General features: G+C 62.2%; 25 protein-coding genes. 23 read left to right on the top strand and 2 right to left on the bottom strand.

Annotated elements, in window-relative coordinates:
- Positions 1-58 precede the first annotated feature (58 nt).
- Positions 59-829, bottom strand: coding sequence for a ParA family protein (locus BLU76_RS08490; protein ID WP_003197050.1), 771 nt, complete (start codon positions 827-829; stop codon positions 59-61).
- A gap of 359 nt (positions 830-1188) precedes the next feature.
- Between BLU76_RS08490 and BLU76_RS08485 the strand changes: the two genes are divergently transcribed.
- The 21 genes from BLU76_RS08485 to BLU76_RS08385 all read left to right on the top strand — a co-directional run bounded on the left by BLU76_RS08485 (position 1189) and on the right by BLU76_RS08385 (position 19797).
- A complete protein-coding gene (locus BLU76_RS08485) occupies positions 1189-1908 on the top strand; it encodes a beta-ketoacyl synthase chain length factor (RefSeq protein ID WP_072340387.1) in 720 nt (239 codons plus the stop codon).
- Entirely contained in the window at positions 1884-2693 is an 810-nt protein-coding gene (locus BLU76_RS08480) for a lysophospholipid acyltransferase family protein (protein ID WP_072339995.1), read from the top strand. Before BLU76_RS08485 ends, BLU76_RS08480 begins: the two co-directional genes overlap by 25 nt.
- On the top strand, positions 2674-2934 hold the full coding sequence (locus BLU76_RS08475) for a phosphopantetheine-binding protein (RefSeq protein ID WP_063323264.1): 261 nt from the start codon (positions 2674-2676) through the stop codon (positions 2932-2934). Before BLU76_RS08480 ends, BLU76_RS08475 begins: the two co-directional genes overlap by 20 nt.
- Before the next feature lie 9 nt (positions 2935-2943).
- A complete protein-coding gene (locus tag BLU76_RS08470) occupies positions 2944-3198 on the top strand; it encodes an acyl carrier protein (protein WP_003197040.1) in 255 nt (84 codons plus the stop codon).
- Complete coding sequence (locus tag BLU76_RS08465; protein ID WP_092146734.1) at positions 3195-3740, top strand: COG4648 family protein; 546 nt, start codon at positions 3195-3197, stop codon at positions 3738-3740. Before BLU76_RS08470 ends, BLU76_RS08465 begins: the two co-directional genes overlap by 4 nt.
- Positions 3737-5416, top strand: coding sequence for an acyl-CoA synthetase family protein (locus BLU76_RS08460; RefSeq protein ID WP_092222357.1), 1680 nt, complete (start codon positions 3737-3739; stop codon positions 5414-5416). Before BLU76_RS08465 ends, BLU76_RS08460 begins: the two co-directional genes overlap by 4 nt.
- Positions 5417-5562: 146 nt before the next feature.
- The gene (locus BLU76_RS08455) at positions 5563-6297 is read left to right on the top strand and encodes a glycosyltransferase family 2 protein (RefSeq protein ID WP_092222354.1); all 735 of its coding nucleotides are present in this window, start codon (positions 5563-5565) and stop codon (positions 6295-6297) included.
- A complete protein-coding gene (locus BLU76_RS08450; protein WP_092146738.1) occupies positions 6294-7238 on the top strand; it encodes an LpxL/LpxP family acyltransferase in 945 nt (314 codons plus the stop codon). Before BLU76_RS08455 ends, BLU76_RS08450 begins: the two co-directional genes overlap by 4 nt.
- Positions 7219-8763: an HAL/PAL/TAL family ammonia-lyase gene (gene hutH / locus BLU76_RS08445; RefSeq protein WP_092222352.1), complete on the top strand. Its 1545-nt coding sequence runs from the start codon at positions 7219-7221 to the stop codon at positions 8761-8763. The genes BLU76_RS08450 and hutH overlap by 20 nt, the downstream gene beginning before the upstream one ends.
- Complete coding sequence (locus tag BLU76_RS08440; RefSeq protein ID WP_092222351.1) at positions 8756-9181, top strand: acyl-CoA thioesterase; 426 nt, start codon at positions 8756-8758, stop codon at positions 9179-9181. The genes hutH and BLU76_RS08440 overlap by 8 nt, the downstream gene beginning before the upstream one ends.
- The gene (locus BLU76_RS08435; RefSeq protein ID WP_063323271.1) at positions 9178-9771 is read left to right on the top strand and encodes an outer membrane lipoprotein carrier protein LolA; all 594 of its coding nucleotides are present in this window, start codon (positions 9178-9180) and stop codon (positions 9769-9771) included. The genes BLU76_RS08440 and BLU76_RS08435 overlap by 4 nt, the downstream gene beginning before the upstream one ends.
- Positions 9755-12094, top strand: coding sequence for an MMPL family transporter (locus BLU76_RS08430; RefSeq protein ID WP_092222349.1), 2340 nt, complete (start codon positions 9755-9757; stop codon positions 12092-12094). Before BLU76_RS08435 ends, BLU76_RS08430 begins: the two co-directional genes overlap by 17 nt.
- On the top strand, positions 12091-13248 hold the full coding sequence (locus BLU76_RS08425; protein ID WP_092146742.1) for a sodium:proton antiporter: 1158 nt from the start codon (positions 12091-12093) through the stop codon (positions 13246-13248). The genes BLU76_RS08430 and BLU76_RS08425 overlap by 4 nt, the downstream gene beginning before the upstream one ends.
- Entirely contained in the window at positions 13235-14482 is a 1248-nt protein-coding gene (locus BLU76_RS08420; RefSeq protein ID WP_072339979.1) for an NAD(P)/FAD-dependent oxidoreductase, read from the top strand. Before BLU76_RS08425 ends, BLU76_RS08420 begins: the two co-directional genes overlap by 14 nt.
- A 10-nt stretch (positions 14483-14492) precedes the next feature.
- Complete coding sequence (locus tag BLU76_RS08415) at positions 14493-15221, top strand: class I SAM-dependent methyltransferase (protein WP_072339977.1); 729 nt, start codon at positions 14493-14495, stop codon at positions 15219-15221.
- Positions 15218-15700 (top strand): DUF3261 domain-containing protein, encoded by a 483-nt coding sequence (locus BLU76_RS08410; protein ID WP_092222346.1) that lies wholly within the window; start codon positions 15218-15220, stop codon positions 15698-15700. The genes BLU76_RS08415 and BLU76_RS08410 overlap by 4 nt, the downstream gene beginning before the upstream one ends.
- On the top strand, positions 15697-16893 hold the full coding sequence (locus BLU76_RS08405) for a beta-ketoacyl-[acyl-carrier-protein] synthase family protein (RefSeq protein ID WP_092146748.1): 1197 nt from the start codon (positions 15697-15699) through the stop codon (positions 16891-16893). Before BLU76_RS08410 ends, BLU76_RS08405 begins: the two co-directional genes overlap by 4 nt.
- Positions 16890-17357, top strand: coding sequence for a hotdog family protein (locus tag BLU76_RS08400; RefSeq protein WP_072339971.1), 468 nt, complete (start codon positions 16890-16892; stop codon positions 17355-17357). The genes BLU76_RS08405 and BLU76_RS08400 overlap by 4 nt, the downstream gene beginning before the upstream one ends.
- Complete coding sequence (gene fabG / locus BLU76_RS08395) at positions 17354-18082, top strand: 3-oxoacyl-ACP reductase FabG (RefSeq protein ID WP_003197011.1); 729 nt, start codon at positions 17354-17356, stop codon at positions 18080-18082. The genes BLU76_RS08400 and fabG overlap by 4 nt, the downstream gene beginning before the upstream one ends.
- On the top strand, positions 18082-19308 hold the full coding sequence (locus BLU76_RS08390; protein WP_072339967.1) for a beta-ketoacyl-ACP synthase: 1227 nt from the start codon (positions 18082-18084) through the stop codon (positions 19306-19308). The genes fabG and BLU76_RS08390 overlap by 1 nt, the downstream gene beginning before the upstream one ends.
- A 42-nt stretch (positions 19309-19350) precedes the next feature.
- On the top strand, positions 19351-19797 hold the full coding sequence (locus BLU76_RS08385) for an excinuclease (RefSeq protein ID WP_092222344.1): 447 nt from the start codon (positions 19351-19353) through the stop codon (positions 19795-19797).
- Positions 19798-19872: 75 nt separating this feature from the next.
- Here BLU76_RS08385 and BLU76_RS08380 read toward each other — a convergent pair whose 3' ends face one another.
- Positions 19873-20505: a PAAR domain-containing protein gene (locus BLU76_RS08380; RefSeq protein WP_256571721.1), complete on the bottom strand. Its 633-nt coding sequence runs from the start codon at positions 20503-20505 to the stop codon at positions 19873-19875.
- Between the two features lie 334 nt (positions 20506-20839).
- Between BLU76_RS08380 and BLU76_RS08375 the strand changes: the two genes are divergently transcribed.
- Entirely contained in the window at positions 20840-21799 is a 960-nt protein-coding gene (locus BLU76_RS08375; protein ID WP_092146812.1) for an alpha/beta fold hydrolase, read from the top strand.
- Positions 21800-21971: 172 nt separating this feature from the next.
- Positions 21972-26036, top strand: a complete 4065-nt coding sequence (locus tag BLU76_RS08370) for a dermonecrotic toxin domain-containing protein (protein ID WP_092222342.1) — start codon at positions 21972-21974, stop codon at positions 26034-26036.
- Positions 26037-26243: the final 207 nt, after the last annotated feature.

Here is a 26243-nt window from a genome sequence, read left to right as displayed (position 1 = left end):
TCAAAAACCCATGTGGAGCGAGCAAGCTCGCTCCACATGGGTTTTGCACAGGTCAGATTCAGGCGCTTTCCAGCAGGCTATGCAGCTCCATGAACTGCAGGGTCAGCTTGTGTCGCGGGTCGAGGTGGATCAGCGGCAGGCTGGCCTGGTGGGATTCGCGCATGCGCACCGAGCTGCTCAGGTACACCGGCAATACCGGCAGCCCTTCGGCGATCAGTTCGTCGAGAATCTGCTGTGGCAGGCTGGCCCGAGCCTGGAACTGGTTGACCACGATGCCTTCGACTTCCAGGCCTTCGTTATGGTCGTCCTTGAGCTCTTCGATTTCCGCCAGCAGTCCGTACAACGCCTGTCGGGAGAAGCTGTCGCAGTCGAAGGGGATCAGCACCCGATCGGCGGCGATCAATGCTGAAACCGCATAGAAATTCAGTGCTGGCGGGGTATCCAGGTAAATCCGGTCGTAATCTTCCTCCAGCTCTTCAAGCAGCTTGCGCAGCTTGTTGATCTTGTGCTTGGCCTCAAGCTTGGGCTGCAGATCCGTCAGTTCCGCCGTGGCGGTGATGACGTGCAGGTTGTCGAACGGCGTTTCGTAGATATCCACCTTGTTCTTTTTCGAGAACGGCCCGGACGACAGGGTTTGCTTGAAGAAATCGGCAATACCCATGGGAATGTCATCGCCGGTCAAGCCAGTCAGGTATTGAGTGGAGTTGGCCTGGGCATCCAGGTCGACCAACAGCGTGCGATAGCCCTCGCTGGCGCTGACTGCCGCCAGATTGCAGGCGATGCTGGACTTGCCCACGCCACCTTTCTGATTGAACACCACACGCCGCATGTCAAAACCTCCGTGTATCAAAGATTCCCGAGTGTAGTAGGCAGCGACACCGCTTAGCTACCTTCCGCGTAGAAGGACTACAGCAACAGTGGCTTTTCCCACAATTCAGACGTCAATTCGCCCAGACCGTGACAGAAATAACCGACAGACAGGCTCATGATGATCGCGACAATGGTCCAAGCCTGGCCTTGAGCGGACCAACTCGTACATTTCGCTGGACAAAATGTAACCAGCATTTGCTACAAGCCAATCGCACCGGGATAATGCGCGCCACTTGGGTCGCAAGGCCATGCAGGGTTGGACGCGGGTCAAACCACTGAACCGTGACAATAAAAGCCCGCAGGGGTGGGGTGAAGTTTGTGATCAATTTCAATATCGCCCAATGGCGCGCGTGGGCCCCTGGGCTCGAAAGCGTGGACGATTGGCAGGCATGGAGCCGACAGCCGGTCGTATTGCCGGCCAGCGATGCCGCCCCTGACGTTTCGTTCCTGCCAGCCATGCAGCGCCGGCGCCTCAGCCGCCTGGCGCGGATGGCCTTCAGTGTTGGCTGGCCGTTGGCCGAGGGCCGGCCGGACCTACCGTTGGTCTTTATTTCCCGCCACGGCGAAACCCCGCGCACTTTTGAGATTCTCAAGGACCTGGCAGCCGACCAGCCCTTGTCGCCGACCCAATTCAGCCTGTCGGTGCACAACGCGGTGATTGGCCTGTGGTCGATCATGCGCGGCGAAACCAGCGAAATGACCGCCCTGGCCGCTACCGGCGACGGGTTGGAACACGGCGTGCTGGAGGCCGTCGCACTGTTGAACGAAGGATCGCCCGCGGTGCTGCTGGTGATCACCGAAGAGCAACCTCCGCAAGTCTATGCACCCTGGGTCGATGACGTTCCGTTTCCCTATGCCATGGGCCTGCTGCTGACCCCGGGCGATGACTGGCAACTGGATCTCTGCCCGCAGGCCGGCCAATCGCCTGGCAGCGACTGGCCCCATGCCCTGGATCTGTTGCGTACCCTGCTGAACAACGAAACCACCTGCCAACATGCCTGGAAGAATCGTGTATGGACCTGGCAACGCAACCGGTGACGGGTAAACATCGCGACGCCTATTACTGGCGCCTGATCGCGACCGCCGCAAGCTTCGCCCTGTTCGGGCTGGGCGGGCTGTGCCTGCGTTTGCTGGTGTTCCCGTTGCTGGCCTGGTGGCCCGGCGATGCCCAGGCCCACCGGCAAAGGGCGCGCCGCACGGTCGGGCGGTTGTTCTGGTTCTTTATCCGGTTCATGGCCCGTACCGGCGTGCTCACCTATCAGATCGATGGCGCCGAACGACTCGGGCGCCCTGGGCAAATGATCATTGCCAATCACCCGTCGCTGATCGACGTGGTGTTCCTGATCGGGCTGGTGCGCGACGCCAACTGCGTGGTCAAGCAAAGCCTCTGGGACAACCCCTTTACCCGGGGCCCACTGCATTCGACCCAATACATCAGCAACGACGGCAGCATGGACATGCTCGATGCCGCCAGCGACGCCTTGCAAGAGGGCCAGACATTGATCGTCTTCCCCGAAGGGACACGCACCCAGCCAGGCCAGGTGCCGGCCTTTCATCGGGGGGCGGCGGCCATCGCCCTGCGGGGTGCGAAAATCCTCACGCCCGTCACGATCAAGGTCTGCCCCACGACCCTGACCAAGGCTGAACCCTGGTATCGCATCCCCCTGCGCCGCGTGCACTTCAGTTTTCACGTCGGAGCCGATATAGACCCACAGGCGTTCGCCGCGCTCGGCCCGCCACCCCAGGCTTCGCGCAGGCTCAACGATTTTTTGCATCACTATTACATCAAGGAGCTCGCCGAAGATGAGCGATCTGCACCGTGACATCAAAAAGCTGATCATCGACGCCCTCGGCCTGGAAGACATCGACATCGACGACATCGGCGACCACCAGACGCTGTTCGGCGAAGGCCTGGGCCTGGACTCGGTGGATGCCCTGGAGTTAGGCCTGGCGATCCAGAAGGAGTACGGCATCAAGATAGACGCCGACGCCAAGGACACCCGTAACCATTTCAGCAATGTGGCAAGCCTTGCGGCCTTCGTCACTGCAAAAAGCGTAGCCTGAGACCAGACCATGCAAACTCGTGACGATATTTTCCACACCCTGCGCGATGCTCTGGTCGAGCTTTTCGAGCTGGACCCTGAGCGTGTGACGCTGGAATCGAACCTGTACCAGGACCTGGAAATCGACAGCATCGATGCGGTCGACCTGATCGACCATATCAAGCGTCAGACCGGCAAGAAAATCGCCGCCGAAGAATTCAAGTCGGTGCGCACCGTCAATGACGTGGTCGAGGCGGTCTATCGACTGGTCCAACCGGCCGCATGACCCGGCTGATTGGCCTTGGCCTGCTGCTGGTGGGCCTGTTGTACCCCTTTGCGGTGTATTTCGGCATGGAGCACTTTGCCCCGTGGCAGTTCGGACTGCTGCTGGGCAGCCTGTGGCTGGCCCGGGCGTTGCTTGGCACAGGCGGGGCCGGCAGCCGCTGGATGGCGGCCACGGCAATCGTGTTTTGCATATTGCTCGCGCTGTTCGACAGCCCGCTCCTGCTGCGCTGGTACCCGGTGCTGATCAGCGCGTTCATGCTCGGGCTGTTCGTGCTGAGCCTGAAATACGGCCCGCCAATGATCGAACGCCTGGCCCGCCTGCGCGAACCGCAGTTGCCGGCCAAGGCGGTGGTGTATACGCGCCAGGTCACGGTGGCCTGGAGTGTGTTTTTCCTGTGTAACGGTTTGCTCGCCGCCGCCCTCACCCTCTGGGCGCCGCTGAGCTGGTGGATGTTGTACACCGGCCTGATTTCCTACGGATTGATGGGGCTGCTGTTTGCCATTGAATGGCTCATACGACAACGGGTAAGAGGCCGCCCATGAATTGGATAACACTTGAGCAGATGCTGCTCAAGACTCAGCCGGAACGCACCGTTGCGGTCGATCCGGCGCTGAATCACTCGCAACTGCGGGACGCGGCGTTGCGCCTGGCGGCCGGCCTGCAAGCTCGCGGGGCGCGGCATGTGGCGGTGCACCTGGAAGATGCCGCCGACCTGGCCGTCGCCCTGCTTGGTGCCTGGCGCGCTGGGGTCCGGGTCCTGCTGCCCGCCGACCTGCAAGCGCAGACACGTCAGCGTTGGGCGGCGGACGTGGATCTGTGGCTGACCGACCAGCCCGGCGATACACATCCCGGCGACCTGCAACAAGCGCCGATGGACGCCGCCGAACTGGACCTCGATCACTGCTGGCTGAGCCTGTGCACCTCCGGCTCCAGCGGCGAGCCCAAGCGCATCGAGAAAACCCTGCGCCAGTTAAGCAACGAGGTCCAGGCCCTGGAACAGCTGTGGGGCGCCGACCTGGGCCCGGCCTGCATGATCGGCAGCGTTGCTACCCAGCACATCTACGGGTTGCTGTTCCGGGTGCTGTGGCCGCTGTGCGCCGGGCGTGCGTTCGTGCGTCGGCAACTGGCCTTCCCGGAAGACCTGCAACGTGCCAGCCGTGAGCAACCGGCCTTCGCCTGGGTCGCCAGCCCGGCGCTGCTCAAGCGCATGGGCGATAACCTCGATTGGCCAGCCCTGAGCAGCGTGCGCCGGGTGTTCTCCTCTGGCGGCGCCTTGCCCCCCGAGGCAGCGCAAAGCTTGCAACAGCGCCTGGGGCAATGGCCCACGGAAATTTTCGGCAGCTCGGAAACAGGCGGCATTGCCTGGCGCCAGGGTGGCGGATTGTGGCAGCCCTTTGCCAGCGTCGAGTTGAGCCAGGACAGCGACGGCGCCTTGCTGATCGCGTCGCCCTATCTGCCGGTCGGGCATGTGGAACACACCGCCGACGCGGCGCGGATCGCCGCAGACGGCCGTTTCGAGCTACTCGGGCGACTGGACCGTATCGTCAAGCTCGAAGAGAAACGCATCTCCCTGCCCATGCTGGAACACGCGTTGGTGACCCACGACTGGGTCAGCGAAGCGCGACTGGGCGTGGTGCAGGAGAATCGCGCCTCCCTAGGCGCGCTGCTGGTGTTGAGCGATGCCGGCCTGGGCGCCTTGCGCAACCAGGGTCGGCGCGCCGTGACCGAGGGCCTGCGCCGGCACCTGAGCGAACATTGCGAAACCCTCGCCCTGCCACGGCGCTGGCGCTGGCTGCGGCAGTTGCCGCTCAACGCCCAGGGCAAGCTGCCCCAGGCCGAGGTCGAGGCGCTGCTGATGGCGCCACGCCCCAAGGCCCCCGACGTGTTGGCGCAAGTCGAAACCGATGGTGAGTGGAGCCTGCAACTGGTCGTGCCGCCCGATCTGGCGTACTTCAGCGGCCACTTCCCCACCGCGCCGGTACTGCCGGGCGTAGTGCAGGTCGATTGGGCCTTGAGCCTGGGGCGCCAACTGCTGGACCTGCCGCCTCGGTTCGTCGGCATGGAAGTGCTGAAATTCCAGCAACTGGTGCGCCCCGGCGATGACATCCAATTGCACCTGCGCTTCGACCGCGAGCGCGGCAAGCTGTACTTCGCCTACCGCAATGACACGGCGGCCTGCTCCAGCGGGCGGATTGTATTGGGGGAAAACAATGCCTAGGCATCTGCACAGATCACTGTGGCGAGGGAGCTTGCTCCCGCTGGGCTGCGAAGCAGCCTCTGGTGCTACAAGAGCGAGTGCTTCGCACTCGAGCGGGAGCAAGCTCCCTCGCCACAAAGTGCACCTTAGCCACCGAGACATGCCGCATGCATAACCCCTGCGCCGTCATCCCGGTCTACAACCACGACACCGCCATCTCGGCGGTGGTCCAGGCGTTGCTCGCCAACGGACTGCCCTGCGTGCTGGTGGATGACGCCAGCAGCCCGGCGTGTGCCGCCGTGCTCGACCGGCTGGCAGAGGGCGAGCGGGTTCATCTGGTCAGGCTAGCCGTCAACGAGGGCAAGGGCGGCGCGGTGATGACTGGCCTGCGCGAGGCTTCGCGCCTGGGTTTCAGCCACGCCTTGCAGGTGGACGCCGACGGGCAGCACGACCTTGGCGACGTGAAAGCCTTCATCGAACAATCCCGTGCCCACCCGGACGCGGTGATCTGTGGTTATCCGCGCTACGACGCCAGTGTGCCGAAAGGTCGCCTGTACGCGCGCTACCTGACCCACGTGATGGTCTGGATCAACAGCCTGTCCTTGCAAATCCGCGATTCCATGTGCGGCTTTCGGGTCTATCCCCTGACACCGACCCTGGCGCTGATCGACTCGGCCAATATCGGCAAGCGCATGGATTTCGATTCGGACATTCTCGTGCGCCTGGCCTGGCGCAATCAGCCGATGCGCTGGCTGCACACGCGGGTCCATTACCCCCAGGACGGGGTCTCGCACTTTCGCCTGTTCCACGACAACGTGCTGATTTCCAGCATGCACACCCGGTTGTTCTTCGGCATGCTCGTGCGCTTTCCCCTGATTCTCTGGCGACGGTGGCGAGCATGAGCCTTCAGCAAGACAAGCAACATTGGGCCGACCGCCAGGAGCGCGGCAGTTTCTGGCTGATGAAACTCACCGCAGTCGCTGCCAAAGTACTAGGCCGGCGCTTGCTGACTCCGGTGCTGTACGGCATCGTCCTGTACTTCTTCATTTTCGGCCGCAGCGCGCGCCAGGCGGCCTGGCAATATCAGCAGCGCCTGGCCGACTGGAGCGCACGTCCCGAGCTGCACCCGAGCCACTGGCGGGTGTTCGGCCAGTTCATGGCATTTGCCGACTCCCTGCTGGACAAGCTCGACGTCTGGAACGGCAAGCTGAGCATCGACCAGATCGAAATCGTCGATAAGGCACTGCTGCGCAATCACTTGCGAGACACCCGTGGGCAAATGCTGGTGGGCGCTCACCTGGGCAACCTGGAAATGTGCCGGGCCCTGGCCGAGCTGGGCGAGAAAGTCACCATGAACGTGCTGGTGCACACCAAGCACGCCGAGCAGTTCAACCGCTTGCTGGGCGAAGCCGGTGCCACGCACCTGCGGCTGATCCAGGTCAGCGAGCTGGACCCGGTGATCATGTTGCAGTTGAGCGAACGCCTGGAGCGCGGCGAGTGGCTGGCAATTGCCGGCGACCGCGTACCGCTGCACGGCGGGCGCAGCGTGACTGTGGACTTCATGGGTCAGCCGGCCGCTTTTCCCCAGGGCCCCTGGTTGCTGGCCGGCCTGCTGAAATGCCCGGTCAACCTGCTGATGTGCCTCAAGCACGAGGGGCGCTATCGCGTCACCCTCGAACCCTTCGCCGATGCCGTGGTGTGGAAACGCAACGACCGCGAGCAAGTGATTGCCCACTGGGCTGGCCGCTACGCCGAGCGCCTGGCGCAATACTGCCTCCAGGCCCCCCAACAGTGGTTCAACTTTTACCCTTTCTGGAAGACCGATGACGATGCCCACTCTTGAGCCGGTAACCTTCGGCGAACGCCCTTTGCGCATCGAAGATGTGCTGGCCCTGGCCAACCGTCAGGCACCGACGCAGTTGCAGGATGACCCGGCGTTCCGCCAGCGCATCGCCAAGGGTGCGCAATTCCTCGATTCCTTGCTGGACAAGGAAGGCGTTATCTACGGCGTGACCACCGGTTACGGCGACTCCTGCGTGGTGGCCGTGCCGTTGCACCACGTCGAGGCCCTGCCGCGTCACCTGTATACGTTCCACGGCTGCGGCCTGGGCAAGCTGCTCGACGCCCAGGCCACCCGTGCGGTGCTCGCGGCGCGTCTGCAGTCGCTGTGCCACGGCGTGTCCGGGGTGCGGGTGGAACTGCTGGAACGCCTGCTGGCCTTTCTCGAACACGACATCCTGCCGTTGATTCCGGAAGAAGGCTCTGTGGGCGCCAGTGGCGACCTGACGCCGCTGTCCTACGTCGCCGCCACGCTGTCCGGCGAACGGGAAGTGATGTTCCGTGGCGAACGGCGATTGGCCGCTGATGTGCACCGCGAATTGGGCTGGACCCCGCTGGTGCTGCGACCCAAGGAAGCCCTGGCGCTGATGAACGGCACCGCCGTGATGACCGGCCTGGCCTGCCTGGCCTTCGCCCGGGCCGATTACCTGTTGCAACTGGCAACCCGCATCACTGCGCTGAACGTCGTCGCCCTGCAGGGCAACCCGGAACATTTCGACGAGCGCCTGTTCGCCGCCAAGCCGCATCCGGGACAGATGCAAGTCGCCGCGTGGCTGCGCAAGGACCTGGCCATCGACGCGCCGACCGCGCCGTTGCATCGCCTCCAGGATCGCTACTCCCTGCGCTGCGCGCCCCACGTGCTTGGGGTATTGGCCGACAGCCTGGGCTGGCTGCGCGCGTTCATCGAAACCGAACTCAACAGTGCCAACGACAACCCGATCATCGACGCCGAAGCCGAGCGCGTACTGCACGGCGGGCATTTCTACGGCGGGCATATCGCCTTCGCCATGGATAGCCTGAAGAACCTGGTGGCCAACGTCGCCGACTTGCTGGATCGCCAGCTCGCGCTGCTAGTGGACGAGCGTTACAACCATGGCCTGCCGAGCAACCTGTCCGGCGCCAGCGCCGACCGAGCGATGCTCAACCATGGCTTCAAGGCCGTGCAGATCGGCACCAGCGCCTGGACCGCCGAAGCCCTGAAAAACACCATGCCGGCCAGTGTGTTCTCGCGCTCCACCGAGTGCCACAACCAGGACAAGGTGAGCATGGGCACCATCGCCGCCCGGGACGCCATCCGCGTGCTGGAGCTGACCGAACAAGTCGCCGCCGCGACCTTGCTGGCCGCCAACCAGGGCGTATGGCTGCGCAGCCGCGCCGAAGACGCCCGCCCACTGCCGCCGGCCCTGGCCGCCATGCACGAGCAACTGGCCGAGGATTTCGCCCCGGTCATCGAAGACCGCGCCCTGGAAGGCGAACTGCGCCTGTGCTTGCAACGCATCGCCGAGCAACACTGGAGGCTGCATGCGTAGCCAAGGTGTTTTGCACGTCGACACACACATCGTGGTGCCGTTCTTCGATGTCGATTCGATGAACGTGGTCTGGCACGGCCACTACATCAAATATCTGGAAGTGGCCCGCTGCGCCTTGCTCGACCTGATCGGCCACAACTACAACGACATGCTCGAATCCGGCCACTCATGGCCGATCATCGACCTGCAACTGCGCTATGTGCGCAGCGCCGTGTTCGGCCAGGCCCTGACCGTGCGTGCCAGTCTGGTGGAGTGGGAAAACCGGCTGAAGATCAATTACCTGATCAGCGACGCAACCACGGGCGAGCGCTTGACCCGTGCCAGCTCGGTGCAAGTGGCCGTGGACCTCGCCAGTCGCGAAATGCTGCTGGCCTCGCCCCGGGTCTTTGTCGAAGCCGTGGAAAGGAAACTGCCATGAAGCGCCTGTCAGTCTGGCTGTTGCTGTGCTGCCTGGCACCCCTGGCCCAGGCGTTCGACTTGCAACAGTTGAGCGACCAACTGGCCCGCCCGGAAGTGATCCACGGGCAGTTTATCCAGGAAAAACACCTGCGCGCCCTGCCCCAGCCCCTCACCAGCAAGGGACGCTTCGTGCTGGCGAAAAACCATGGACTGCTGTGGCTGCTGCAAACCCCGCTGCAACAGGACTACCGCATCACCGCCCAGGGCATCGCCCGGCGGGATGGCAACGCCTGGCAGATGCTGCCGAACAAGAGCGCCGGCGCCGAGCAGAACCGCTTGTTCCTGGCGGTATTGCAGGGAGACAGCACAGGCCTGCAACGGGATTTCGAACTGAGCCTGTCGGGCGAGCCGCAACAATGGAAGCTCACCCTGACCCCGCGCTCGGTGCTGCTCAAGCAGGTTTTCAACCAGATCAACATCGACGGCGGCGAACTGGTGCAGCGCATCGAACTGCTGGAAACCCAAGGCGACAGTACCGTGCTGCGCATGCAGGACAGCAACAGCGCACAACCCTTGAGCGAAGCGGAGCAACATGATTTTGCCGAGTGAACGGATGCTGCCCCGGCTGTTCCTGATCCTGCTGCTGGCGGTGCTGGCGCTCGCCGGTTGGCAATGGCGCAACGGCGCGCCGTTGTCGGCCAATCTCATGGAGCTGGTGCCGGGCACGTCGCCCGATGCCCTGGAACTGATCGCCGAACAACGCATGCAGGAGCCGCTCAATCGCGAGATGCTGGTACTGGTCGGCCACACCGATCGCCAGCAGGCCATCGCCCTGGCGCAAACCCTCGGCGAGCAATGGCAGGCCAGCGGTCTGTTCGACAAGGTGCAGTGGACGTTGCAGGCCGACTTGCCGGCGCTGCGCACGCAATTGCTCAACGGGCGGCTGGCGATGCTCTCGGCGGCCGACCGGCAGCAATTGATCGAGCAGCCCCAGGCGTTCATCCAACAACGGGTGCAGGCCCTGTTCGACCCGTTCAGCGGCTTCAGCCTGGTGCCGAACCAGGACGACTGGCTGGGCCTGACCGGGCGCATCCAGAACAGCCAGCCACAACGCGGCGCGATCAAATTCGACATCGGCAGCGGTGCGTTGGTCGCCGATGCCGACGGTAAAAGCTGGGTGATTCTGCGGGCCCGCGCCCAGGGCAACGCCTTCGACATGAACCTGCCGCTGCAAGTGGCCGAGCTGCTGCAACGCAGCCGCGACCAGGCGAGCCAGGCCCAAGGTCAACTGCTGGCGGCGAGCGGCCTGCTGTACGCCGCCAGCGGTCAGCAACAGGCGTCGCGGGAAATCACCTGGGTCGGCGGTGGCGCGACCGTCGGCATCTTGCTGTTGCTGTTGCTGGCCTTCCGGCGCCTGCGAGTGTGGCTGGCGTTCGTGCCGGTGCTGGTGGGCGTGCTGTTCGGCGCGGTGGCCTGCGTGGCCTTGTTTGGCCGCATGCATGTCATGACCCTGGTCCTGGGTTCCAGCCTGATTGGCGTGGCCGTGGATTACCCGCTGCACTACCTGTCCAAGAGCTGGAGCCTGAAGCCATGGCGCAGCTGGCCGGCCTTGCGTCTGACCCTGCCGGGGCTGAGCCTGAGCCTTGTGACTACCTGTATTGGCTACCTGGCCCTGGCCTGGACGCCCTTTCCGGCCCTGACCCAGATCGCGATATTTTCCGCCGCTGGCCTCGTCGGCGCTTACCTGAGCGCCGTCTGCCTGCTACCGGCGCTGCTCAAGGGCCCAGAGTTGCGTCCCGCCCAATGGCCGCTCCAAGTCTGCCAATACCTGCTCAAGGCCCGCGAAGCCCTGCTGAAACGGGTACGCACGCCGGCCCTGCTGATGTTGTTGCTGATGTTCTGCGCGGGTGGGCTCTGGCACCTGACCCCGAAAAACGACATCCGCCAGTGGATCGGCACGCCCCAGCACCTGACCGACGAAGCCCGCGACATCGCGCGCATCACCGGTTTCCAGCCCACCAGCCAGTTCTTCCTGATCCGCGCCGACGATCAATCCCAACTGCTGGAGCGCCAGACCGCCCTCAACGAGCGGCTGGATCAGTTGATCGGCCTGGAAAAGCTCCAGGGCTACCTGTCGCTGAACCAACTGGTCAGCCCACCCGCCGAACAACAGAAAGTGCGTGAGGCCCTGGGGCGCTTGCCAGCCGTCTGGCAACCGCTACTGGACCTGGGCGTCCCGGTCGCTGCGCTGCAAGCGGAACTGGCGCAATTACAGGCCCTGCCGGTGACCGACATTGACGCCGCACTGGCAGGTCCGCTGGCCGAGCCGTATCGCACACTCTGGCTCGGACCAACAGCGCAAGGCGTCGCGGCGGTGGTCAGCTTGCAAGGTTTGAACGATGCGGCGCTGCTGCGGATACAGGCGGTGGATCTGCCAGGCGTACAACTGGTGGATCGCCTGGGCGACCTGAACCGGGTCTTCGCCGCCACGCAGGTCAGCGCCGCCGAGTTGAAACTGGCCTCCTGCGTGCTGATTGTGCTGGTGCTGATCTGGCCGTTTGGCGTCGGCGGCGCCTTGCGCATCGTGGCACTGCCGCTGCTGGCTGCGCTGTGCAGCCTGGCGAGCCTCGGCTGGCTGGGGCAGCCACTGACCTTGTTCAGCCTGTTCGGCCTGTTGCTGGTGACGGCCATCGGCGTCGACTACGCGATCCTGATGCGCGAACAGATCGGCGGTGCCGCCGTGAGCCTGCTGGGCACGTTCCTGGCGGCGGTCACCACCTGGCTGTCGTTCGGCCTGCTGGCGCTGTCCAGCACACCGGCGGTGAGTAACTTCGGCCTGGCGGTGAGCCTGGGGCTGGCCTTCAGCTTCATGTTGGCGCCCTGGGCCGGACAACAAGCCCACGCGGCGACGGTCGCGGAGCCCGCCCAATGATGACCCTGCTGTTCTGGCTCATGGCCCTGGGGCTGTTCGCAGTTGCCACACGCCTGGGCGCTCGCTTCGGGTTGATCCCGATTGTCAGCCAGTTGTTGCTGGCGACCTTCGGCCTGCCGCTGCTGATGTATTTCTGGATCGAGCCGGGTTGGCAGCTCAGCGGCGCGCAACTGGTGTCGCCGGTGTGGCTGAAGAACCTCTACAGCCTCGCGTTCGCGCTGTTGCTGGGGCATATCCTCAGCGACGTGATCGACCTGCGCCTGGACCGCCAGAGCGTGAAAATCGCCCTGCCAAGCTTCGTCGTTCCGTTCGCCTGCGGTCTGGCGACAGCGTTCTGGTTGCTGCCGCCCCAGCCCTGGATCAGCTCCCTGGCGGTGGGACTGCTGTTTGCGATCACAGCGATTCCTGTGCTGTATCTGTATCTGCGTCACATCGATTACCCACCCGCCGCCACTCGGCGACTGGTGCAAACGGCGATCCTGATCGACCTGGCCTGCTGGAGCCTGTTCGGCCTGGCCCAGGGTAGTCTCCACCTGGGCAGCCTGCTGTTGCCGATGGCCGGCGCCTGCGTGCCGCTGCTGTTGCGCCTGGTTGGCCTGCGCCAGCCGTTGCTGTACAGCGGCGTGTTTTTTGCCCTGCTGGTGGTGGCCGAACACTACCGGCTCAATGCACTGATCGTCGGCATCGGCTATCTGCTGTGCATGGCCGCGCTCAAAGTGCCCTTGAGGCTGCCGTTCAATATCGCCTGGATGCAGGGTTTGCAGACATACCTGGCGATCCCGCTGATTCTCACGTTCGGCATTGTGCAGATCGACGTCCACAGCGCCATGAGCAGCCTCGACTGGGTGCAATTGACGGCGTTGCTGCTGTTGCCCATTGCCAGCAAACTACTGGGCAACTGGCTGGGCCTGGGTTGGGCCGCCGCGTCATTCGCCGGCGCCAGTCGCTGGCGCGAAAGTATCCTGCTGAACATTCGCGGCTTGAGTGAAATCGTGTTCCTCAATCTGCTCTTGCAACAACAGCTCATCAGCCCCGCGTTGTATTTCACGCTGATGCTGATGGGGCTGATCGCCACATTGCTGCCGGCCGTGACCGGTTTGCACCGTATTCCCTCGATTGCCGTCCCGGCCAGGAGCTCCAGTGCCAACAGTTGAAATGGAACGTCGACAGGTCGTCATCATTGGCGCAGGCCCTTCCGGCGCCATCGCCGCCGCGCTGCTCAAGCGCAAGGGCCATGAGGTGCTGGTCATCGAGCGCCAGCATTTCCCCCGGTTCTCCATCGGTGAGAGCCTGTTGTCCCATTGCCTGGATTTCGTCGAAGAAGCCGGCATGCTCGACGCGGTGAATGCCGCCGGGTTCCAGCGCAAGAACGGCGCCGCGTTTGCCTGGGGCGAGCGCTACAGCGCCTTCGATTTCGGCGATACCTTCAGCAACGGCAAGCCCACGACCTTCCAGGTGCAACGCGCCGACTTCGACAAGTTGCTGGCCGACCAGGCCGCCCTGCAAGGCGTGGAGATCCGCTACGGCCAAGCGATCACCAGCGCCGACTTCAGCCTCGCCAAACCACAACTGGGCGTGCAGCGCGAAGATGGCAGCGAGTACTGTGTCGAGGCCGACTTCGTGCTCGATGCCAGCGGCTATGGCCGAGTCCTGCCGCGCCTGCTGGACCTCGAAGCCCCGTCGAATTTCCCGCTGCGCCAGGCAGTGTTCACGCACATCGAGGATCGCATCGACGCCCCGGCGTTCGATCGAGAAAAGATTCTGATCACCACCCACCCGAGCAAACGCGACGTGTGGTTCTGGACCATTCCGTTCAGCGGCGGGCGCTGCTCGGTGGGCGTGGTCGCGGCGGCGGAACATTTCGCCGGCCGCACCGACGATCTCGATGCCTGCCTGCGCGGTTTCATCGACGAAACCCCAAGCCTGGCCGGCGTGCTGCAGAACGCCGTGTGGGACACCCCGGCGCGGACCATCGGCGGCTACTCGGCCAACGTCAAGACCCTGCACGGCCCAGGCTTCGCCCTGCTGGGCAACGCCGCGGAATTCCTCGACCCGGTGTTCTCCTCCGGCGTGACCATTGCCATGCGTTCGGCGAGCATGGCCGCCGACGTGCTCCACCGTCAGTTGCAAGGTGAAAGCGTGGATTGGCAAAGCGAGTTCGCCGAGCCGCTCAAGCGCGGCGTCGACACCTTCCGCTGCTATGTCGAGGGCTGGTACGCCGGCACCTTCCAGGACGTGATTTTCTACACCGAAGGCTCGGACGACATCCGCCGCATGATCAGCTCGATCCTGGCCGGCTACGCTTGGGATCAGCGTAACCCGTTCGTCAGCGAACCCAAGCGGCGCCTGCGCATGCTCTCGGAAATCTGCGCGAGCCCGGCGCCATGAGTCAGCAACCATGAGCTACTTGAGCGACAACTACGTCGAAGAAACCCGCTTCGGTTTCTGGTTCCTGCGCAGCCACACCTGGCAGCACCATGTGTTGCGCGTGGCGATCAACGACCTGCGCAGCCTGTTCAGCACCCCGCTGCCGAGCAACCCGGTGCTGCTGGACGCCGGCTGCGGCCAGGGCAAATCATTCCAGTACCTGCGCCAGGTGTTCGCGCCACACCGCCTGATCGGCGTGGATGCCGACCCCCACAGCCTGGACCTGAGCCGGGAGGAGGCCGCGCACCAGGGCATGACCGTGGAGCTGATCGGCAGCGACTGCGCGACATTGGCAGTGCCGGATGCCAGCGTCGACCTGCTGTTCTGCCACCAGACCTTCCATCACCTGGTGGAGCAGGAAAAAGCCCTCGCCGAGTTCTACCGCGTACTCAAGCCTGGTGGTTACCTGATGTTCGCCGAATCCACCGAGGCCTACATCGATACCTGGGTGATCCGCTGGCTGTTCCGCCATCCCATGCACGTGCAGAAAAGTGCCGCGCAGTACCTGGAGATGATCCGTGGGCAGGGTTTCCAGTTCGAAGCCCGCAACGTGTCCTATCCGTACCTGTGGTGGAGCCGCGCCAAGGACTTCGGCTTGCTGGAGCGTTTTGGCCTGCGCCGGGCCAAACCGTTCGGCGAGCGAGAGGAAACCCTGGTCAATGTGGTGGCGCGCAAGCCCGTCGAAGGGGCCATTGGATGATTCGAGCCCTGCTTATCGTCTGCCTGTTGCTGCTCAGTGCCTGCGCCAGCCATGCGCCGCTGCCCGAGCGCACGCCAACCCTGGCCTTGCCGATGCAACTGCACATCGAGCGGACCCTGGTCGGCCAACGCCAGGACTGGTTGCTGGTGATCCAGCGCGAAGACACCGGCATCCGTTGGTCGATGATGGACCCGCTGGGCATTCCCGTGGCCCGCCAGCGCCTGGTCGCAGGTCAGTGGCAGGCCGACGGTCTGCTGCCGCCCAATGCCGAGGCCCGGGAGTTGTTCGCCGCGCTGTTGTTCGCCCTGACCCCCGAAGCCGAACTGCCGGACAACTACCCGGCCGCCCGGCAACAGGCGTCGCAACGGACCCTCGATAGTCGCTGGCAGGTGCGCTACACGCAGCCGCTGGATTTTGAGATGAGCCTGCCCCAGGGCCCCCGCTACCGCATCACACCGTTGACCGAGAACGCCCCATGACCGCCTATTTGAATGCCCTCGGGGTGATCTGTGCCCTGGGCCGCGACAAGCACAGCGTCGCGCGCAACCTGTTTGCCGGCGACTGCTCGGGCGTGCGTATCAAGGACGGCTGGGTTGCCGAACGTGCGTTGCCGGTTGCCGCGGTGCCGGGTGAACTCGCCCCCATTCCCCCAACCCTGTTGGCGCACCGCAGCCGCAACAATCAACTGCTGTTGGAAGCCGGGCTGCAGATTCGCGCCGAGATCGACCAGGCCATCCAGGCCTACGGTCGCGCCCGCATCGGCATCGTGTTGGGCACCAGCACTTCGGGGATCGACGAGGCCAGCCAGGGCATTGCCCATTACCTGCGCGAGCAACACTTCCCCGACGGCTACGACTACCAGCAACAGGAACTCAGCGCGCCGGCCAACTTTCTTTCCGACTGGCTCGGCCTGAGCGGCCCGTCCTACGTGATTTCCACGGCCTGCACCTCCAGCGCCCGCGCCTTGATGAGCGCCCGGCGCCTGCTGGACCTGGGCCTGTGCGATGCCGTGCTGTGCGGTGGCGTGGACAGCCTGTGCAAACTGACCCTCAACGGTTTTTCGGCCCTGGAAGCGGTGTCGAACGAACGCTGCAATCCGTTTTCGGTGAACCGCAGCGGCATCAACATTGGCGAAGCAGCCGTGCTGTTTCTCATGAGCAAGACGCCAGGCGACGGGACACCGATTGCCTTGCTCGGCGACGGCGCCAGTTCCGACGCCCACCATATTTCCGCACCTGAACCCAGTGGTCGCGGCGCCCGCCAGGCCATGGAAAAAGCCCTGCGTTGCGCCGGCCTCGAGGCCAGCCAGATCGACTACCTGAACCTGCATGGCACCGCCACGCAGCACAATGACGCCATGGAAAGCCAGGCGGTGGCCGGGCTGTTTCCGGCGGGCGTGCCGTGCTCGTCCACCAAGCCCATGACCGGCCATACCCTCGGCGCGGCCGGGGCGCTGGAAGCGGCGTTCTGCTGGTTGGCCCTGAGCTCGGAGAATACCGTCCTGGCCCTGCCGCCGCATGTCTGGGACGGCCAGGCCGATCCGGCCCTGCCGGCGCTGGACTGGGTCACCGCCGGCACCCACCTGAGCCCGGCCACCCCGCGCCGCCTGATGAGCAATTCATTTGCATTCGGTGGCAACAACGTCAGCCTGATTATCGGAGACGCCCCATGATTGACTGGCCGCTCGCCGAACTGCTGCCCCATGCCGGCGACATGATCCTCATCGACCGGATCCTGTCGTTCGATGACGAACAGATCCATACCCACGCCACCGTCAAGCCCGGCGGTTTGTTCAGCCGCGACGATGGCACGCTGCCGGCCTGGGTCGGCATCGAGCTGATGGCCCAAAGCGTCGCGGCCTTTGCCGGTTGTCATGCACGCCAACGCGGCGATGCCGTGGAGTTGGGCTTTTTGCTCGGCACCCGCAAGTTCGAATGCAACGTCGAGTGTTTTCCCGTCGGCGCCGAGCTGACCATCCACGGCGTGCGCTCCCTGGAAGACGACAACGGCATGGGCGTGTTCGAATGCCACATCCACGCCCCCGGCATCCATGCCACGGCCCGGCTCAACGTATTCCGTCCGCCCCAGGCCGCCCATTACCTTCATGAACCGTCCGCAACAGGAAACCCGTCATGACTGAATCCGTACTGGTCACCGGCTCCAGCCGTGGCATCGGCCGCGCCATCGCCCTGCGCCTGGCCCAGGCCGGGCACGACATCGTGCTGCACTGCCGTAGCGGCCGCGCCGAGGCCGAGACAGTCCAGGCGCAAATCCAGGCCCTGGGCCGCAACGCCCGGGTGCTGCAATTCGACGTGGCCGACCGTGCCGCGTGCAAGGCCATTCTCGAAGCCGACGTCGAAACCCACGGTGCCTATTACGGCGTGGTGCTCAATGCCGGCCTGACCCGCGATGGCGCTTTCCCGGCCCTTAGCGAAGACGACTGGGATGTGGTGATGCGCACTAACCTCGACGGTTTCTATAACGTGCTGCACCCGGTGATGATGCCGATGATCCGTCGTCGCGCCGCCGGAAGGATCGTCTGCATCACTTCGGTTTCCGGGCTGATCGGCAATCGCGGCCAGGTCAACTACAGTGCTTCGAAGGCCGGTTTGATCGGCGCGGCCAAGGCGTTGGCAATCGAGTTGGGCAAGCGCAAGATCACCGTCAATTGCGTCGCGCCCGGGCTGATCGATACCGCCATGCTCGATGAAAACGTCCCGGTGGAGGAACTGATGAAAATGATCCCCGCCCAGCGCATGGGCACCCCGGAAGAAGTGGCGGGTGCGGTAAATTTCCTGATGTCGGCCGAAGCCGGCTACATCACCCGGCAGGTCCTGGCCGTCAATGGAGGCTTGTGCTGATGAAGCGCGTCGTCGTTACCGGCATGGCCGGCATCACCTCCATCGGCAGCGACTGGGACACCATCGCCGCCAACTTCGCCGCCAACCGCAGCGGCATCCGGCGCATGGATGAGTGGGACCGTTTCACCGAACTGAACACCCGCCTGGCCGGTCCCATCGACGACTTCCAGGTCCCGGCCCACTGGACCCGCAAGCAACTGCGCAGCATGGGCCGGGTTTCGCGCCTGGCGGTCGCGTCGGCGGAACAGGCCCTGGCCGACGCCGGCCTGCTGGGCGACGAGTCGATCAAGGACGGGCGCATGGGCGTGTCTTGCGGTTCGTCCACCGGCAGCACCGACGAGATCAAGGCCTTTGGCAACATGCTGCTCAACAGCGTGGCCGAAGGGCTGAACGCCAACTCCTACGTGCGGATGATGCCCCACACCACGGCGGCCAATATCAGCATCTTCTTCGGCCTGACCGGGCGCCTGATCCCCACCTCCAGCGCCTGCACCAGCGGCAGCCATGGCATCGGCTATGCCTACGAGGCCATCAAGTTCGGGCGCCTGCCATTGATGCTCGCCGGTGGCGCCGAAGAGCTGTGCCCGACCGAAGCGATGGTGTTCGATGCGCTCTACGCCACCAGCCTGAAAAACGAAGCACCACAAACCAGCCCGCGCCCCTACGACAAGGACCGCGATGGCCTGGTGATCGGCGAAGGCGCCGGCATGCTGGTGCTCGAAGAACTGGAACATGCCCTGGCGCGCGGTGCGCGGATCCATGCCGAAATTGTCGGCTTTGGCAGCAACGCCGACGGCCAGCATGCCACGCGCCCAGAACTGGTCACCATGCGCCGGGCCATGGAACTGGCCCTGGAAGACGCAGGCCTCAGTCCCTCAGCCATTGGCTACGTCAACGGCCACGGCACCGCCACCGAACAGGGCGACATTGCCGAAACCCTGGCCACCAGCAGCCTGTTTGGCGAACACATGCCCATCAGCTCACAGAAGAGTTTCCTGGGCCACACCCTGGGTGCCTGCGGGGCGCTGGAGTCTTGGTTCAGCATCGAAATGATGAACCGCGACCTCTACGTGCACACCTTCAACCTCGATGAGGTTGATCCCCAATGCGGCAAGCTCGATTACCTGCGTAACGAGTTCAGGTCGATGAGCAACGAATACGTGATGAACAACAATTTCGCCTTTGGTGGGGTCAACACCTCGCTGATTTTCCGCCGCTGGCACTGAATCGGATTCAAAACCCTGTTGCCCCTCGTCAAGGAGACCACGATGTCGTTGAAGAAAATCGCTGTGACCACCGCCCTCTTGCTCAGCACCCTGCCAAGCCTCAGCCAGGCCCGTGATACCGCGCTGTTCCTGCCGTTCGACAAAGTCGTGGCCGAAGCCATCCGCACCGGCAAGATCGACGGCAGCGTGAAGTTCTACCTGGCCGGCAATAAACCGGCCGGCAACGTCATCGTCGTCAGCCCGGGTGCCGTGACCAACAAGAAAACCAACGCGTTCAACAAGTCCGATGAAGTCGCCTGCGAATGGGTGCTGCAATCGGCCCTGATCAGCCTGCACCAGGCCGCCAAGAACGCCGGCGCCAACGCCGTCACCAACATTGTCAGCTTCTACAAGAGCAACGAACGCAAGGACCCGACCACCTATGAATGCCACGCCGGGGCGATCATGGCGGGCGTTGCGTTGAAGGGAGATTTGGCGAAGGTGCAATAAGCCCGGAACGGCTGTGGCACCGATCCACCGCAATCGCGAGCAAGCTCGCTCCCACAGTGGATCTATGCTGTACGCTCATTGGATGTTCTCCTTCACCTCATCCGAGTGCAAGTAATGAACATCCGCCAGTTTGAGAGCGGGCAAAAAGTCTTCTGCCATCGGCACGCCTTCACGCACGATGATCAGAAAACGTCTCTGAAGCGTATTGATGATCTCGTCGCCATTGCTCAAACGGCTGCCGACCAGGGCAATATTACTGTTGGCTGCCCCCGCGGCGGTTACGATCCGCGCGGTACTGCCATCGGCATACACAACCTGGTCGCCTTTCCGCGCGGCTCGTACTTTCCAGCCATTATCCAAGGTGAACGTCAACGACGATGACACTTGCTGGATCGTTGCGCCGTTACGGGTCTGGCTGCCCTCGGTGGCCACTCGGTAAATAGCGATTGGGGGATGAGCTTTGACGAATGCTTTTTGTCGATTAATAAATGTGATGACTTTTTCGTCAACACCATCGAGTTGCTGTTGCGCCAAGTACAGATCGTCCAAATGACGGAGATAGTCACAGGAGACTTCGTTGGTGTAGGGGGCGTACAAAGATGAGTGCATTTCCAAGGCCTTGTTCACGGGCTTCAGGCGGGTTCCCTTTCCGCCGGGAAAGAGCACTGAGCCAGACAATTCGGAATGATGAATAAAACGTTGCAACACAGGCGAATCGCAACCCCAACATCGTGGGCATCTGGAGCGAATAGGAAACATCGCAACTGGAAACGCGACTTTTCCTACGGCCAACAGGAGTCCGATGCAAGTTCCGCCCTGTTTTTTTTCACCTGCAACTGCTCTGCCGGGGCTCAATCGGAACAATTGCCGTTTGTCGGAACTGTCAACTTCGACAGTATCGATGGCATGCGGAAAACCACAAGCTCTAAACGCCTTAAAAACACCTTAGAAGTTAACGCTCGATAAACAGTTCGCCGTTACTTATGAGCTGCACGGCGTAGCTCATGAAATTAACTCGGCTCCCAACATGGACAAGAAAATGATGGACACAATAGCCTGGTCGGGCGCCATCGCCTTATCTTCTCGACACCAGGCCACATCACCTTCTGTAGAACAAAATATTGTTGTAGGGGGTGCATCGTTCACACGGGCCTACGTGTACGTGAACGGCATCCGCATGCACTATCTTATAAGCGGTGATGGCGCAAACCCTGTGTTGCTGGTGCATGGGTTCCCGGGAAGCTGGCGCAATTGGACGGTATTGATGGGGCCATTGGTGCGTGCCGGTTATACGCCTATCGTTCCTGATTATCGCGGTGCTGGAGAAACCGATATTTCAGAAAGCGGCTATGATAAAAAAAATATGGCGCATGACCTGCACGAGCTGGTCACCCACCTGAATATCAAACAGGTTGATATTGTCGGCCATGACATGGGCTTAATGATTGCCTATGCCTACGGAGCCCTTTATCCCGATGAAACCAAACGTATTATCCTGATGGACGGATTCATTCCTGGCATCCCAGGGTGGGAAACAGCTTATAACGGAGACCCGCAAGCCCGCATTGCCAGCAAGTGGCATTTCCGCTTCTTTGGCAAGACAGCACTCACCATGATCCAAGGTCAGGAAAAAACTTACCTGGACATGTTTTTTGACGACTTTGTATTCCCCGGCAACGACACAATGCCGGACGAGGTGCGTATGGCTTTGGTGAAAGATTATTCCCAGCCCGGACGCATGGAGGCAGCCTTCAAGCTTTATTCAGCCTGGATAGAGCATGATGTGGGTGATAATCAAGCATACGCCAACAATAAACTGACAGTGCCTGTGCTCACTATCGGTGGGGACCATTCGAGAGGAAGTACCCTGGCCGAGCAAGTCAAATGTATCACCACGCAACCGTACTCTTTTATATTGCACAACACCGGACATTGGGTACTGGAAGAAAGAACACAGGCAACCTGCGAGGCGATCCTGGTATTTCTGCGTGATAAAACATGACCGTTAGCATGCCCCGTCAAGGCGCATCGCGAACAGGCTCGCTGCCACATCGATTATGTATCCACAACACCGGTACACCGCCTGTCGCCGCTCCATGCGGTATCTATATACCGCCCCCTCTTCGCGCACCTTCAATAGGTTGTTCCTTCCGAAAAACTTTCAGGAAGAGAACATGCTGGAGAACACCCCCTTACAAACCGCTAGCGCCCTGCTGATACACCAACTCAATGCCTCGCAGCAGCAGATGATCCGCCTGAACGATGCCGTTCCGCGCGCCTCGGAAGTGGCTGCGCGGCACTTGGATAATGGGTTCAGGCAAGCCTTTCCCACCCTGGTGAACAAGCTGGCCGTCAAAGAAATACGCGTGTGCCGACTGCAAGATGAAGCCGTTCCCCCAACTGAACGCGCAGCCAACGCGCCGGCGTTTAAAAAGGTGGCGCAAACAGTCCCCCTCGACACGCTCTTCTGGCGTGCGGTGGCAGGAAAGATCAACGCCCACGAGTTCTTCGACGATTTGGGCAATATAGACATCGTCACCGAGCTGAACAGCGTCACGGAGATGCCGGCAGCCCTGAATAGCCGTGACGCCAAGCAAGCAATCAAGCAACTGATAAGCGTCACCCCAACGTCGTATGAACAAATGCTGGCGCGGGCACTGGACAACTTCTGGGACACCCCGCCCGACGTTAGCCAGGACCGCAGCGTCAGCCAATGGCTGGCCGATGAATTCGGTAGGCAACTCAAGGCACAGGCCGATCTCCAGCAACTGGATGGAACCCTGAGCCCGCCACTGCACAAGGCGCTGACGGAACATGCACTGTCGGCACCGGACGCAACGTCTCGCGCCAGGCTGGCGGAACGTGACCGGCCCGGGGTCTACAGCCTCAGTATCACCCCTGAAGGATGGGGGTTCAGCGTGCCGGTGTCAGGCGCTGTTGCACTGACCCGACATGACAATACCGACTACCCGGCAAGCGCGGCGCTGTACAGCTTGGGCAAGCCGCTGGAAGTGTACGCGGACCTGACGGCGCTGAAGGCCAGCCTGGAGGCCGACGATAACGTTCAGTATGACGTGACAATCGCCCCCATCGCCGGGGACTTCCTTGCCTACCTGGTTATGGATCTGCGAGCGGCGCAAAAAACCGCCGTGAGCGACGTGTTGCTGAACGGGCCGGGAGATGATGAGGAAATCAGCGCCTGGATCGCCAGGCTGGATATCGCGGCGAACCTCAAGGACCAGCTGGACCTGGCGGGCGCCATGGACGAGCGCGCGCTACGGCTCTACCAGAAAAAACTGGACGACTGGCTGCACGCCAACCCGAACGTGATCGGCAGCGACCGCGTGGCCTGGTGGAACGCGCTACAGGACCTGCAGATAACCCTGGCGGATACCCCACCCCCGCCAGATCCAGTGATGCTGGCGTCCCCTGACGCCCTCCAGGATCGGACCCGCACGCTGCTCGCCGGCTTCATCAAGGACAAATACGCCCCAGTCGATCCTGACCAGGTATCCCTGTGTATCCGCAAGCAGACCATCGACTCGCACGCGCCCACGGGCGAGTCACCGTTCGGGTCCGGGGTGTCGCTAGGCAGTGCGAAGGCGATATTCGACGATTGCCGTTCCATGACGCAGTGGGCCATGTCCAACCTGACACCGGACGAACGCAACGCTTCCCACCACACCGAAGAGGGGCCGCTGAGCTTTGCACAGATCGTGGAGATCATTGAAAGGGCAAATGTGGGTGCCCGTATCCCGCCCGCGTTGCTGCTTGCGGCCCGGGAGCGCCAGGCACAATGGATGGCTCTGAAAGCCAAACAAATGCGGGCGCAGGCGTGGGCCGCGCATATATCGGGAGACTTTACACATGATAAGGACAACACCGGCCTGAACCTGGTGCTGGCGGCGTTGGACAGCGCAATGCCTGAGGAACGCCGCAAGGTCAACGGGCACGAGGTGGTGGTGCGGCAGATCCAGTGGGGCGACAGTGTGCTGAAAGAGCTGCTGGCCTTTGGCGTCAGGAAACTATCCAGCCGGCCTTCATTGACGCTGTACACGCCGGGTGCGCCGGACGGAAAAGTGTTCAGGGACATCCACGCAGGAAGCGAAAGGGAGCTGGAAGCGGTCCTGGTCAAGACACTCATCAGCACGCTGGAAATGACCCGCTGGCTGATTTCCCAACTGCCGCTGATGGAACAAGCCGATCAGCTTGCCAGCCTGGTGCCGGCCGCGGAAAACCTGACGCTCAACGAGAAGATAAAGAAAGTCACGCAGTCCACCTTCTCATGGATAAAGCATCGGGTTCAGGATGATTTCGCCTTGAAGGTCGCCTCCCCCGTGGTCAAAGGCGACCTGCTCAAAGCACTGCACGAAACGCAGATCAGCCACGCGCTCAAGACGGCTGACGCGCTGATGGTAACGAACGCCGAGCGCGACAGCGCAGCGGCCCAGGAGGGGCGCAGGAATGGCGTCACCTTGCTGGCGGGCGCGATGGCCATGTTCTACGCGGGCCGCCTGGGCGGGGTACTGGGCCGTGCGATCCTGCCGGTGATGGCCGGGGGCGCTGCGGTGTCGGCCATAAAAGACGAGGGCGGCAGCTTCAGCCAGTGGGCCAGTGATTTCATCAGCGGGCTGGGTGAGGTCGTGGCAGAGGCCGGGCAGGACCTGATCATGGCGCGCGCGGCACGACGCCGGGACAAGACCCGCCCGGAGCTGTCTTCCCTGCCCCGTATGCCCGACCCCGAGCTAGGCCCTTTTCTCCTGAAAGGTTTTGACGGCAAAGGGCTCGTCCCCGAGGGTCGCAACCTGTACAGGGACACGTCCGGCCAAGCCTATTTGAAGATGGGGCATGACTACTGCAAAACCGCGATCCAGGAAAGCCTGCGGATTATCTACGCGCCCAACAATCGTACCCATCAACGGACGGTGACGTGGAAAAACGGTCGCTGGCACATCGAAGAACCGCAACGCCTGCTCGGTGGCGGAGTCCTGCATAGTCTGTTCAGTCGGGCCCCGGAAACTGCGCAACAGAAAACCTATAACGCCTTGGTGGAGGGCATCCTGGTCGACCATCACTGGCCTTCTCGACAGGTGGTGAATACGGTAAAGAAGGTCATCCACTCGATGCCCGAGGAGCTGGCCGAACGCACCTTGCGCGAGAGCATGAATGACATCAACGTGCCCGATATAGACACTTACCTTTCACGAATCAACCAGATCAACAAGGGCCTCCACGGCCTCGGGCAACATAAGAAGCCCCACGAAAGCCTGCTGTACAAATTCAACGTATGGCAGGCCGTCGACTACTGCACCCGAGACATCGACTCCCAGGTAAAGGGCATCCAGCTGACGGCCGCGCAAAAAATAAAAGTTTTCGACATGACCCTGCCACTCAAGAAGGAGCTTTTCGACAACGAAGGCAACTTCAAGATGATGATGTCCTCCTTGCCAGACAACCTCACCGGCGCATTATTCATCACCATCGTCCCTGAACAGGGAAAGAAGAAAGCCGCCATGACCAAGATACAGGACGATATTCATGAGGTGGTCAAAGTCGCGGAAAAGCGCGTCTGGGAGGACCTGGGCGTCCGGTTTTCAGGAGAAGGTCCAGAGGTAGAGGCTGCCAGGGAGGACTATAAAACGAACCCTGCAAACTTCGCGGAGTACAAAAAGAAAAAGCTCGGCGCGTTCCGGGACGAGATGAAAAAAAGACACAAACCCGGGCTCCTGACGGAAATCCGCAACAACAAGATTCCTTACGTCATCGCCAACAAGGGCAAGTCGCAGCGCAAGACGTTACTGGTCACCGGAGAGGACATTACCAACTTCGCAAAAAATCTCTCGAACTACGACGCGTTTGATATCGAGGTCGTGACCCAAGTCCCGACGAAGAAGGTCACTGGCACATCACCTACCACCAGCACTTCACCAGTACTGGGGGAAGCATCCACCGCAATAGACAAGTTTACGGTGACTCTCAGCACGCTGGCTGAAACACAGATGTCCTATGACAACTTTCCCGAAGCGGCCCGAGCCAAGATCAACGAAATCATGGATGACATTCGAGCCGGCAGGGCCACGACAAAACGAATCAACAAATATTACTGGTACGACATGGCCCAGCTATCCCCCGGTGGCGGCAGAAGCGCATGGCGCGCCGCGTTCGAACGCAAGGGCGATACCTGGATACTCCAGGGTTTTTATGATTACCACGCCAATAAACCTGCGACGGTCTGGTAAGGCCAAGTGAAAAAATAAAGGATCGAGGTGAGTACCGCCTGCCACGGCAAGCGCCGCCGCGCACGGACAATTCCAATTGGCGAGGATTCTCCGGGTGTGCGGCACCCGCCGTGGCAGCGATCTTCTAGCGGCTTCACTTGCGACTGAAAACCCAAATAGAGAAAGCGGAGCACGTAAATTCGGAAACTTCCCACAACAAGGTGTTGA

The sequence above is a fragment of the Pseudomonas sp. NFACC08-1 genome, assembly GCF_900106735.1.
Taxonomy (GTDB): Bacteria; Pseudomonadota; Gammaproteobacteria; order Pseudomonadales; family Pseudomonadaceae; genus Aquipseudomonas; species Aquipseudomonas fluorescens_Q.
The sequence above is the reverse complement of the archived record's forward strand: the minus strand, read 5'-3'. Positions and strand labels throughout refer to the sequence as shown.